At 70.6% G+C, this 11,482-nt stretch carries 10 protein-coding genes; 5 read left to right on the top strand and 5 right to left on the bottom strand.

Translation table 11 applies throughout. The features are described from left to right. Positions 1 to 76: 76 nt before the first annotated feature. From IEX05_RS08745 to IEX05_RS08760, 4 genes are read left to right on the top strand one after another with little or no spacing between them, the layout of a single operon-like run. Positions 77 to 1,015 carry an ABC transporter permease gene (locus tag IEX05_RS08745; RefSeq protein ID WP_188700986.1) on the top strand — a complete coding sequence of 313 codons (939 nt, stop codon included), beginning with the start codon at positions 77 to 79 and terminating at the stop codon, positions 1,013 to 1,015. After that, on the top strand, positions 1,012 to 2,034 hold the full coding sequence (locus tag IEX05_RS08750) for an ABC transporter permease (protein ID WP_188700987.1): 1,023 nt from the start codon (positions 1,012 to 1,014) through the stop codon (positions 2,032 to 2,034). Before IEX05_RS08745 ends, IEX05_RS08750 begins: the two co-directional genes overlap by 4 nt. Beyond that, positions 2,031 to 3,710, top strand: a complete 1,680-nt coding sequence (locus tag IEX05_RS08755) for an ABC transporter substrate-binding protein (protein WP_188700988.1) — start codon at positions 2,031 to 2,033, stop codon at positions 3,708 to 3,710. Before IEX05_RS08750 ends, IEX05_RS08755 begins: the two co-directional genes overlap by 4 nt. Continuing rightward, positions 3,707 to 5,296, top strand: coding sequence for a dipeptide ABC transporter ATP-binding protein (locus tag IEX05_RS08760; RefSeq protein ID WP_188700989.1), 1,590 nt, complete (start codon positions 3,707 to 3,709; stop codon positions 5,294 to 5,296). Before IEX05_RS08755 ends, IEX05_RS08760 begins: the two co-directional genes overlap by 4 nt. A 258-nt stretch (positions 5,297 to 5,554) precedes the next feature. Here IEX05_RS08760 and IEX05_RS08765 read toward each other — a convergent pair whose 3' ends face one another. The 5 genes from IEX05_RS08765 to IEX05_RS08785 are packed head-to-tail and all read right to left on the bottom strand — an operon-like array spanning position 5,555 to position 10,351. After that, positions 5,555 to 6,661 (bottom strand): adenosine deaminase family protein, encoded by a 1,107-nt coding sequence (locus IEX05_RS08765; RefSeq protein ID WP_229661220.1) that lies wholly within the window; start codon positions 6,659 to 6,661, stop codon positions 5,555 to 5,557. After that, on the bottom strand, positions 6,658 to 7,728 hold the full coding sequence (locus IEX05_RS08770; protein WP_188700990.1) for an ABC transporter substrate-binding protein: 1,071 nt from the start codon (positions 7,726 to 7,728) through the stop codon (positions 6,658 to 6,660). Before IEX05_RS08770 ends, IEX05_RS08765 begins: the two co-directional genes overlap by 4 nt. 12 nt (positions 7,729 to 7,740) lie before the next feature. Continuing rightward, entirely contained in the window at positions 7,741 to 8,736 is a 996-nt protein-coding gene (locus IEX05_RS08775) for an ABC transporter ATP-binding protein (protein WP_188700991.1), read from the bottom strand. After that, on the bottom strand, positions 8,733 to 9,530 hold the full coding sequence (locus tag IEX05_RS08780) for an ABC transporter permease (protein WP_229661221.1): 798 nt from the start codon (positions 9,528 to 9,530) through the stop codon (positions 8,733 to 8,735). The genes IEX05_RS08775 and IEX05_RS08780 overlap by 4 nt, the downstream gene beginning before the upstream one ends. Further along, positions 9,527 to 10,351 (bottom strand): ABC transporter permease, encoded by an 825-nt coding sequence (locus IEX05_RS08785; RefSeq protein ID WP_188700992.1) that lies wholly within the window; start codon positions 10,349 to 10,351, stop codon positions 9,527 to 9,529. The genes IEX05_RS08780 and IEX05_RS08785 overlap by 4 nt, the downstream gene beginning before the upstream one ends. Positions 10,352 to 10,499: 148 nt before the next feature. Between IEX05_RS08785 and IEX05_RS08790 the strand changes: the two genes are divergently transcribed. Continuing rightward, a complete protein-coding gene (locus IEX05_RS08790; protein ID WP_188700993.1) occupies positions 10,500 to 11,444 on the top strand; it encodes a LacI family DNA-binding transcriptional regulator in 945 nt (314 codons plus the stop codon). Positions 11,445 to 11,482 lie beyond the last annotated feature (38 nt).

The following is an 11,482-nucleotide window of genomic DNA, read 5'->3' on the forward strand; positions in this document are numbered from 1 at the left end:
TGTTACGCCGAATTTTTGGCCTGAGCGCCCGGCGATCGCAAGATGAAGCGATGCACCACGAAGGAGAACGCCTCGGATGACGACCCAGGAGGCCGCAGGTCTCGGCGAGCCCGCCGCGCCTGAGGAGCCCGCGCGACGCTCCGAGCTCTGGCATCGCCTGCGACGGCCGGTGCCGCTCGCGGCGCTCGTCGTCATCGTCGTGAGCGTCATCGCCGCCGCCGCCGCGCCGTTCGTCGCGGGCCTGTCTGGCAACGACCCCTTCACCTATCACCCGGAGGCGCTGTCACCGACGACCGCCCCCGCCGGCATCCTCGGCGGAGTCAGCGCCGAGCACTGGTTCGGCGTCGAGCCGGGCACGGGCCGCGACCTGTTCTCGCTCGTGGTCTACGGGGCGCGCACCTCGCTGCTCATCGGGCTCGGGTCGACGGTGATCGCGACGATCATCGGCGTCGTGCTCGGCATCGTCGCCGGCGCCCGCGGCGGCTGGGCCGAGAAGGTCGTCGGCTTCGCGACCGACGTCACGCTCGGCTTCCCCTTCCTGATCTTCGCGATCGCCCTCTCGGCGATCTTCCCGGTCGACGCACCGCGCGAGCTCATGCTGATCGGCGTGCTCGGTCTGTTCGGTTGGCCGTCGATCGCGCGGGTCGTCGCGGCCGAGACGCGCGTCGTCGCACGCCAGCCGTACGTGACCGCGTCGCGCGTCATGGGCGCGCGCTTCGGCCACATCTTCCGGCACCAGGTGCTGCCGAACGTGACGCCGACGATCATCATCTACTCCTGCATTTCGCTACCGGGACGGATCAGCGCGGAGGCGACGCTGTCGTTCCTCGGCGTCGGCGTGCTGCCCCCGACTCCCAGCTGGGGGCGCTCGATCGGCGACGCGATCAACTGGGTCACGGTCGACCCGATGTTCCTCATCTTCCCCGCGGGCGCGCTGTTCATCGTGACCTTCGCGTTCAACATCCTCGGCGACGCGATCCGCGACGCCCTCGACCCCCGGAAGGCAGGACGATGAGCGGCCTCCTCCGCGCGATCCGCGGCCTCGCCGTCCTCTTCGTCGTCGTCGCGCTCACCTACGCGATCTTCTACCTGGGCCCGGCGGATCCGGCCCTCGCCATGTGCGGAAAACCGTGCAGCCCCGAGAACCTCGAGGCCGCGCGCGAGTTCATGGGTTTCTCCGACCCGTGGTGGCAGCAGATGCTGACCTTCATCGGCGGGATCTTCACGGGGCGCTCCTTCGGATCCGCGGGCGTGGTGATCGAATGTGCCGCGCCGTGCCTCGGCTACTCGTTCCAGATGCACCAGTCGGTGACCTCGCTCATCATCGAGCGCTTCCCGGTCTCGGTCTCGGTCGCACTCGGCGCGATCGTGCTGCAGACGATCGTCGGCGTGGGCCTCGGCGCTCTCGCGGCGCGCAAGCAGGGCACGGTTCTCGACCGCGCGATCACGGGCGGCGCGGTCTTCGCCGCCTCCGCGCCCTCCTACGTGGTGGGCCTGCTCCTGCTGCTCGTCTTCGCGTTCACGTGGGGCATCATGCCCTCCGGCGATTACGTCGCCTTCACCGACAACCCGATCGGTTGGGCGACGCACCTCGTGCTGCCCTGGATCACGCTCGCGATCCTCAACGGCGCCGTCTACGCGCGCCTCGTGCGCTCGTCGATGATCGAGCAGCTCGGCCTCGACTACGCCCGCACCTCCCGCGCGGCCGGCCTCGGCGAGCGCCGCATCGACGGCTATGCGTTGCGCAACCTCGCCCTGCCCGTGATGACGCTCACGGCGCTCGACGTGGGCGCCCTGCTCGGCGGCACCGTCATCACCGAGCGCGTCTTCGGCCTGCCCGGCATGGGCCTTCTCCTCATCAGTGCCACCGGCACCGTCGACCTGCCGATCATCGTGGGCACGACGCTGTTCAGCGCCGCCCTCATCGTGATCGCCAACCTCGTGGCCGACCTGCTCGGCCCACTCCTCGACCGCCGCCTCGCGGCGCCGCGGTCCGCTCTTCGCACCCCACGACAGAAAGTGAAGAACTCATGACCCGCACACGGACCAGTCGCCTGCTCATCGCGCCCGCGATCCTCGCCGCCAGCGCCCTGGCGTTCACCGCGTGCTCGGCGGACAACGGCGGCAACGGATCCACGAACGGCGAGCCCGCCCCCGTCGAGGGCGGCACGCTCACGATCTACACGACCGCCGAGGACATGAGCTTCGACCCGGCGACGAGCCAGAGCCTCGCCATCACCTCGCTCGGCCTCAACGCGCGCCGCCTCACCGCGTGGAAGGTCAGCCCCGACGCCACGACGGAGGTCATCCCCGACCTCGCTACCGACACGGGCACCCCGTCCGACGACGGCAAGACCTGGACCTTCACGCTCAAGGACGGCCTGACCTTCGAGGACGGCACCCCGATCACCTCGGAGGCCGTCAAGTACGGTCTCGAGCGCTCCTTCGCCACGGAGCTCTCCGGCGGCCTGAGCTACCACAAGGCGGTGCTCGACGGCGCGGAGGACTACACCGGCCCGTTCGACGGCCAGCACCTCGACTCGATCGAGACGCCCGACGACAAGACCATCGTCTTCCACCTGAACCGCGCCTACGGCGACTTCCCGTGGGTCGCCTCGACCCCGGCCTTCGCCCCCGTGCCGCTCGAGTCCGGCGATCCCGCCTCCTACGCGCAGGCGCCCGTCGCGAGCGGACCGTACGCCGTCGAGTCGTACAAGGCCGGCAACGAGATCGTCATGAAGAAGAACCCCGAGTGGGATCCCGAGACCGACGAGGCGCGCGCGGGCGGCCCCGACGAGATCGTCTTCAAGCTCGCGCAGGACTCCTCGGTCGTCGCGCAGTCGCTCATCGCCGACCGCGAGGACTCGAAGAACTCGTTCCTGGCGACCTTCGTTCCCCCGGCGCAGCTCGTGCAGGCGCAGAACGACCCGAAGGTCGGCGACCGGCTCGTGACGAGCGGCCCCGGCGCCCTCGAGTACCTCGCGCTCAACACCGAGTCGGAGCAGCTCAGCGACCCGAAGGTGCGCGAGGCCATCGAGTACGCCGTCGACAAGACCGCGTACCTCACCGCGAAGGGCGGCGAGATCTCGGGCGACTACGCGACCACGCTCATCACGCCGGGCATCGCCGGCCGCGAGGAGTTCAGCCTCTACGGCGACGACCCCGCGGGCGACGTCGAGAAGGCCAAGGAGCTGCTCGCCGAGGCGAACGCGACCGACCTCGACCTGCGCCTCGTCATCCGCGACGACCAGGTCGCGGCCGCGGAGGCCATCCAGCAGGGTCTCGCGAAGGCCGACATCGACGTGACGATCCAGACCCTCGACTCGGCCGCCTGGTCGGCCGAGATCCCCGCCGGCGACGGCAGCGGCTACGACATGACGCTGTCGAGCTGGCAGCCCGACATCCCCGCGGCCAGCGCCAACATCCAGCCGCTGTTCGCGTCGGACCAGATCGGTAACGGCAACTACAACCTCGCCCGTTACAGCAACCCCGACGTCGACGCCGCGATCGAGGAGGCCCTCTCGATCACCGACACCGACGAGGCCAACGCCGCCTGGGTCGAGATCGACAAGCAGATCATGGCCGACGCCCCCGTCGTGCCGCTGATCTACTCGCGCAACTCCTTCCTGCACGGGTCCGGCGTCGCGAACTTCGTGATCGGCGAGTTCCCCGCCTACCCGAACTACCTCACGGTGACGCTCGGCGAATGACGAACGACCTCCTCACCCTCGAGAACCTCAGGGTCGCCTTCGGCGGCCGCGAGGTCGTGCGCGGCGTCAGCCTGTCGGTGCGCCCCGGGCGCGTGACCGCGCTCGTCGGCGAATCCGGATCCGGCAAGAGCGTCACCTCGCTCTCCGCGATCGGGATGGCGCCGGACGGCGCGACCGTCGCCGGCAGCGCGCGCCTCGAGGGCGAGGAGCTCGTCGGCGCGACGGCGGCGCGGCTGCGCGAGATTCGCGCGCACCGCGTCGGCGTCGTGTTCCAGGAGCCCATGCGCTCCCTCACCCCGACCGCCAAGATCGGCCGCGTCTTCCGCGACCTCCTGCGCGTGCGCGAGGGGATCCGCGCGCGTGCGGCCGCGGCCGCCCGCGCCGCCGAACTGCTCTCGCAGGCGGAGCTGCGCGACCCCGAGCGGATCCTCGCCTCCCACCCGCACGAGGTGTCGGGCGGCGAGTTGCAGCGCGTGCTGATCGCGATGGCCCTCAGCGGGTCCCCGCGTCTGCTCATCGCCGACGAGCCCACGACGGCGCTCGACGTCACGGTGCAGCGCGGCATCCTCGACCTGCTCGCTCGCCTGGTGCGCGAGCTCGATCTGGGCGTGCTGCTCATCACTCACGACATGGGCGTCGTCGGCGAGATCGCCGATAAGGTCGTCGTGCTGAACGGCGGCCGGCCCGTGGAACAGGGCCCCGTCGCCTCGGTCATCGCCCGTCCGCAGGAGCCCTACACGCAGGAGCTCCTCGCGGCGGTGCCGAGCCTCGCGGAGGGACGGGCCCGCGCGGCGCGCGTCTCCGCTTTCGCCTCTGACTCCGACGAGACGCTCGTCTCGGTGCAGGACCTCACGGTCTCCTACGGCCACGGGCGCCTCGCGCTCGACGGCGTCAGCCTCGACATCCGCCGCGGCGAGGTGCTCGGTGTCGTCGGCGAATCCGGATCCGGCAAGTCGACCCTCGGCCGCGCGATCGCCGGCCTCGTCACCCCGTCCGGCGGATCCGTTCTGCTCGGCGGGAAGGATCCGGCCCAGTTGCCCGCACGCGAGCGCCGGGCGCTGTACGCGAAGGTCGGGATCGTGTTCCAGGATCCCGCCTCCTCGCTGAACCCGCGCCGCTCGGTGGGCTGGTCGATCGGCGAGCCGCTGCGCCTCGCGGGCCGCTCGCAGGCCGACACCGACCGCGCGGTGCGCGACGCGCTCGAGCGCGTGAAGCTGCCCGCCGCGTTTGCGCAGCGCTTCCCCCACGAGCTCTCCGGCGGCCAGCGCCAGCGCGTGTCGATCGCCCGCGGGCTGATCTCGGATCCCGTGCTGCTGATCGCCGACGAGCCCACGAGCGCGCTCGACGTGACGATCCAGGCGCGCGTGCTCGAGATCATGCGAGAAACCGTCGCCGACACGGGCCTCGCGGCGATGTTCATCAGCCACGACCTCGCCGTGGTGAGCCTGCTGAGCGACCACGTCGCCGTGCTGCGCCGCGGCACGCTCGTCGAGCACGGCCCGGTGGCGCAGGTGCTCGGCGAGCCCGAAGAGGCCTACACGCGCGAGCTGCTGGCGAGCGTGCCCGATCCATCGCGACGGGGCTGACACCGTACCTGCGGAGATGCCCCCGTACTGCGGATCCTCCTTACGGATCACTCCGCAGTAGGGGGTCACTTCCGCGCGAACGCGGTGCGGATCCTCGCCGCGGGGTCGAGCCGTATCTACGGAGATGACCCCTTCACGCGGAGACTTCTCGAGGACGGCTCCGCAGTTACGGCTCATCTCCGCGCGAGCAGCGCGCCACGTCGGCCACGAAAGAATCCGGGTGTGAGATCCCCACACCCGGATTCTTGATGACCGCGCTCAGGCCAGGCCGAACTCCGCGTCGAGGGCCGCGATCTCGGCGGCGACCTGGGTGCGCAGCGCGGAGCGCTCCGCGTCCGGCAGCCAGCTCGCGTCGACGGCCGCGAGCGCCATGTGGCTCAGCTGCTCGTGCGTCGCGCCGATCTGCTCGTCGAGGATCCGGTACTCGTTCTCGAGCGTCGTCGGGAACATGCCGGGGTCGTCCGAGCAGGGGATCACGTTGAGGCCCGCGTCGAGCATCGCACGGATCGACGCGCGGCGCCACGGCCGCCACGAGCGGCGCGAGGTGGTGGATCCGACCGTGAAGGTCACCTGCTCCTCGCGCATGCGCGCCACGACCTCGGGATCCTCGAGCACGTAATAACCGTGGTCGATGCGGTCGCAGCCGAGCAGGTCGAGGCACGTGATCGTGTTCTGCGCCGTCGGGGCGTGCTCGGACGAGTGGGCGGTGCGGCCGAGGCCCGCCTCACCCGCGAGGCGGTAGGCGTCGGCGAAGCGCTCGGGCGGACCCGCGGTCTCGAGGTTGTCGAGGCCGATGCCGGCGACGTACTCGTGCGGGTTGTCGACGACCTCGCGCACGCGCGCGAGCGCCTCCTCCCCGCTCTTGGAGCGGTCGATGCCCTTGATCATGCGGCCCGTCATGCCGAAGTCGCGCTCGGCCATGCGGATGCCCTCGGCGTAGGCCTCGACGCTGCCCGCGTAGCCGAGGCCCGCGAGGTGCTCGGGCACGTCGTCGAAGAACAGCTCGAGGTGGCGCGTGTTGCTGAAGCGGTGCGCGTCCTCGAAGGCCTCGTAGACGATGCGGGTGAGGTCGTCGGCGCTGCGCAGGGTCTCGATGACCCACTTCGACGCCTGGAACAGCGAGTACGACACCTCGGGTTCGTCGGCCGAGCGCCCCTGCGGCACGGGGATGACCGTGTTGCGGTACAGCGCCGGGTCCGGCGGCAGCGAGTTGATGTCGGCGAAGATGCGCTCGGGATCCGCGGGCAGCTCGAGCTTCTCGCGGCGCGCGAGCTCGGCGAAGGTCGTCGCCCGCACCGTGCCGATGAGGTGGCAGTGCAGGTCGACCTTCGGCAGGCGCTGGATCCAGCCCTCGGGGAGGCTCACTTGCTCGTCACCTCGCGGGCGAAGCGGTCGACCCACTCGTCGCGCGTGGGGACGAGCTCCGCGGGGTCGAGCGTGGCGTAGCCGGCGGCGACCGGATCCGTCGCGATGTCGCCGACGACGGCGGTCAGCTCGGCGGGGATCTCGGCGTCGGGGTTCACCGGGAGGTCGCCCACGAGGTCGGCCGACGCGCCCTGCGCCTCGGCGCCCAGCAGGTAGTCGATGAACTGCTCGGCGGCGGCGACGTTCGCGGCGCCCTCGGGGATCATGGCGCGGTTGGTGGCCATGTAGGCCCCCGTGCTCGGCGCGGCCCAGGCGACGTCGTCGCCGGCGGCGACGAGGTCGGTCGCGAAGCCGTTAAGCGACACGGCCGCGGCGATCTCGCCCTGCGAGATGAGGTTCGTGACCTCGGTCGAGGAGCTGTAGAACTGGAGGATCCCGGGGGCCCAGGATCCCAGGGTGTCGAAGGCCGTGTCGACGTCGTAGGGGCCGGATCCGAGCGTCGCGGCGATGCCGCTGACGGTGAGCTGGCCCGCCGTGACCGAGATGTCGGGCATCGCGAGGCGACCGACGAAGGCGCTGTCGCCGTAGAGGTTCCAATCGGCGGCCTGCTCGGCCGTGATCTCGTCGGTACGGTAGAGCGTGCCATTGAGCTGGTAGCTGTAGGCGGGGCCCGCGTAGGCGTCTTCCTTGGCGAAGTCGGCGATCGCGTCGAGGTTCGGCACCTTCGACGTGTCGAGCTGCTGGAACAGGCCCTTGTCCTGGCCGAGAGCGGCGTAGTAGTCGCTGATGAGCATGACGTCGACGTCCGGGTTGACGCCGTTGGCGAGCTCGAGCTGCGAGAGGCGGTCGGCGTTCGATCCGGTCGCGACCTCGACCTCGATGCCGGTCGCCTCGGTGAAGGGGTCGATGACGGCCTCCTGCAGCTGCTCGACGCCGAAGGGGAAGGTGCTCACGACGAGCACGTCGTCATCGGATCCGGATCCGGCCGCGGAGCAGCCGGCGAGGGCGATCGTACCGACGGCGAGCGTCGACAGGCCGATGAGGCGAAGGGGCGTGGTGCGGGACATGCGCGGAACCTTTCAGTTCTCGATGGGGAGGAGGCGGGATTCGGGGGCGGTGACGACCACGTCGTCGCCGATCGCGACGCGGGGCGCGGCGTCGGCGCGCACGTCGGACATCAGGGTGACCTGGCCGTTGTCGTCGCGTGAGGTGACCGTGATGATCTGGTCCACCCCGCGGTAGGCGACGTCGGTGACGACGGCGGGCAGCGCGAGGCCCCCGGCGGGCGAGACGGTGCCGGGCACGATCTCGAGGTGCTCCGGGCGCACCGTCACGAGGCCGCCCGCCGTCTGGATGAAGTTCTCGTAGCCGAGGAAGTCGGCGACGAAGCGGTTCTTCGGCGACCCGAACACCTCGGCGGGCGCGCCCTGCTGCATGATCTTGCCCGCGCGCATGAGGATCATCTCGTCGCTCATCTCGAGCGCCTCGTCCTGGTCGTGCGTGACGAGCACGACGGTGAGGCCCGTCTCGGCCTGGATCCGGCGGATCTCGGAACGCATCTGCACGCGCAGGCGGGCGTCGAGGTTCGACAGCGGCTCGTCGAGGAGGAGCAGCCGGGGGCGGATCGCGATCGCGCGAGCCAGCGCGACGCGCTGCTGCTGGCCGCCCGAGAGGGCGCGCGGCTTGCGGCCCGCGAGGTGGCCGAGACCGACGAGCTCGAGCGACTCGGCGACGCGGGCGTCGCGCTCGGGCCGCGGCGTGCGGCGGAGCTTCAGGCCGTAGGCGACGTTCTCGGCGACCGTCATGTGCGGGAACAGCGCGTAGGACTGGAAGACCATGCCGAGCCCGCGCTTCTCGGGCGGCGTGCGGGTCACGTCGTTTCCGTCGATGAGGATCCGGCCGGAGGTGGGGCGCGTGTAGCCGGCGAGCATGCGCAGCGACGTCGTCTTGCCGCACCCGGAGGGGCCGAGCAGGGTCGTGAGCTTCCCGGCGGGGATGGTCATGTCGATGCCGTCGACGGCGGTGAAGTCGCCGAAGACCTGCGTGACGTTTTCGAACTGGGCGGCGTTGTTCATCCGTTGATGCCTCCGAAGATCTTGGCGAAGCCGACCGTGCGCTCGGCGATGACGGCGATGACGATGGTGGCGGCGAGGATGATGGTCGAGATCGCGGCCACCATGGGGTCGTAGCTCTGCTGCACGTAGTCGAGCATCGTCACGGGAAGGGTCTGCGTCTGCCGGCTCTGCAGCAGCAGCGACAGCGGCACGTTGTTGAACGAGGTGATGAAGCTCAGCAGTGCCGCGGAGAAGATGCCCGGGCGGAGCATCGGCATCGTGATGGTCCAGAACGTCCGCATGGGGCTCGCGCCGAGGCCGCGGGCGGCCTCTTCGAGCGAGGCGTCGGTGCCGGCGAGCGTCGCCCCCGTCACGCGCACAGCATAGGGCAGGAGCAGGGCCGTGTGGCCGATGAGCAGCACGGGCCAGTTGTCGATGCGGAAGGTGACGATGAGCTGCTGGAACAGCGCGAGGCCGACGACGAGCTCGGGCACGATCAGCGGCGAGAGGAAGAGGTTCTCGACGATTCCCTTACCGGGCAGGGCGCCGCGGTGGATCGCGAGCGTGACGGGCACGCCGACCGCGAGGGCGATGAGCGTCGCGAGAAGCGCGATCTCGAGGCTCGTGACGAGGGATCCGACGAACGGCTGGTAGCTCAGCGCCTCGCCGAACCAGCGCATCGAGAACCCCTGCGGCGGGAAGCTCAGGGTCTCGCCGTCCGTGAAGGCCGTGGCGACGACGAAGAGGATCGGCACGATCATGATGATGTAGCCGGCGACCGCGAGCGTCGCGGCGACGGGGTGGCGGGTGTTCACGCGGTCGCTCCCTTCCGGCCGACGAGGCTCGAGACGCCGGACACGACGAACACGAGAACCGTCATGATGATGGCCGTCGCGCTCGCGCCGGCCCAGTCGATCGTGACGCTCGAGTAGGTGAACAGCTGCGTCGCGAGCATGCGGTTCCCTGATCCGCCGAGCAGGTACGGGGTCGTGTACGCCGTGACGGATCCGGCGAAGACGAGCGTCGCGGCGACGACGATGCCCGGCAGCGACAGCGGCAGCACGATGTCGCGGAAGGTGCGGCCGCGGCTCGCGCCGAGGCCGCGGGCGGCGTCGTCGAGACCGGGGTTGACCTGGGTCACCGCCGAATAGCACGTGACGATCGCCAGCGGCAGGAACAGCTGCGTCATGCCCAGCACGATGGCGAGCGGGGTGTAGAGCAGCTGCGGCGCCTGGTCGACGAGGCCGAGGCCGGTCAGGAGCTTGCCGATCGCACCGTTGGATCCGAGGATGACGAGCCAGCCGAAGGTGCGCACGACGTTGCTCAGCATGAGCGGAAAGATCGCGAGCGCGAGCAGCACACCCGACCACCGCGAGGAGGTGCGGGCGAGCAGGTACGCGATCGGGAACCCCAGCACCACGCAGATGAGCGTGACGATGAGGGCGAGCAGGAGCGTGCGGCCGATGGTCGCGAGGAAGAAGGGATCGACGAGCATCTCGCCGAGACGCACGAATATCTCGGACGTCTCCGTGCCTGGGGGTGCGAAGAGCATCGCGAGCGCCGGCACGAGGAAGCCGATGAGCAGGAACGCGAGCCCCGGCAACAGCAGGAGCGCGGTGGTGACCCGGCTTCTCATCTCTCACCTTTCGAGCGTCTGAGCGTGCAAACGGTTGCATACACACGAGCGATGATACTCGCTTTTTGTTTCAAAAAAAGACGCGAGACGATAGTCTGATCCATGCAACCGGTTCGTTGCACACGCGATCGACCATCCGAGGAGCCCCATGGCCACCATCGCCGACGTCGCACGCCTCGCGGGCGTCTCGAAGTCGACGGTCTCCCGCGCCCTGTCCCGGCCCGAGATGCTCCTGCCCGAGACGGTCGCGACGGTCCACGAGGCCGCCGAGAAACTCGGCTATGTCGCCAACAGCGCCGCGCGCTTCCTCGCGGGCGGCCGCACCGGGGTCGTGGCTCTCGTCGTCCCGACCCTCGACAACAGCTTCTTCGCCCCCATCATCGGCGGAGCCCAGGCGCGAGCCGATGCCGAGGGCCGCCAGGTCACCGTCGCCGTGCACTCCTTCGCGGCGGGCGACAGCCTCACCACCTTCGGTCGCCTCGCGCGCCAGGTCGACGGGTTCATCATCGTCGCCCCCGGCGGCAGCGACGACATCGTGCGGGCCGCGGCGACGAAGCCGGCCGTGCTCGTCGACCGCGAGATCGACGGCATGTCGTCGGCCGTCGCCGACACCGCGGCGGCCTTCACCCTCGTCGTCGAGCACTTCGCCCGCACGGGGCGCCGCCGGCTGGTCTACGTGGGCGGACCCGGAGGCTCGTGGCAGGACGCGCAACGCACCGCCGCCGTGCGCGCGGCGGCCGCGCGCGTGGGCGCGTCGCTGGAGGTCGTCGGCCCCTATCCCCCCACCTTCGCGGCGGGCGCGGAGGCCGCGCGGCGGGTACGCGAGCTGCGGCCCGACGCCGTGATCCCCTACGCCACCGCCCTGGGGCTCGGGATCCAGCACGTCTCCCTCGTCGCGGGCGAGACCCCGCCCGCCGTCAGCTCCGAGCGCGCGATCGTCGAGGCGCTCGGGCTCACGGACGTGCCCGCGATCGACGTCGACGGCCGCGTCCTCGGCGACGTCGCCGCGCGACTGCTCTCGCAGCGGATCCAAGATCCAGCGGGCGACCCGAACCGCGTGCGACTCTCGGTGCCGGTGACCTGGGGAGCCTAGGGCGCGGCGCGCGCGTGTGGCAGAGTGGGGGTGTCCTC

Source organism: Microbacterium nanhaiense, assembly GCF_014646015.1.
In the GTDB taxonomy this organism is placed as follows: Bacteria; Actinomycetota; Actinomycetes; order Actinomycetales; family Microbacteriaceae; genus Microbacterium; species Microbacterium nanhaiense.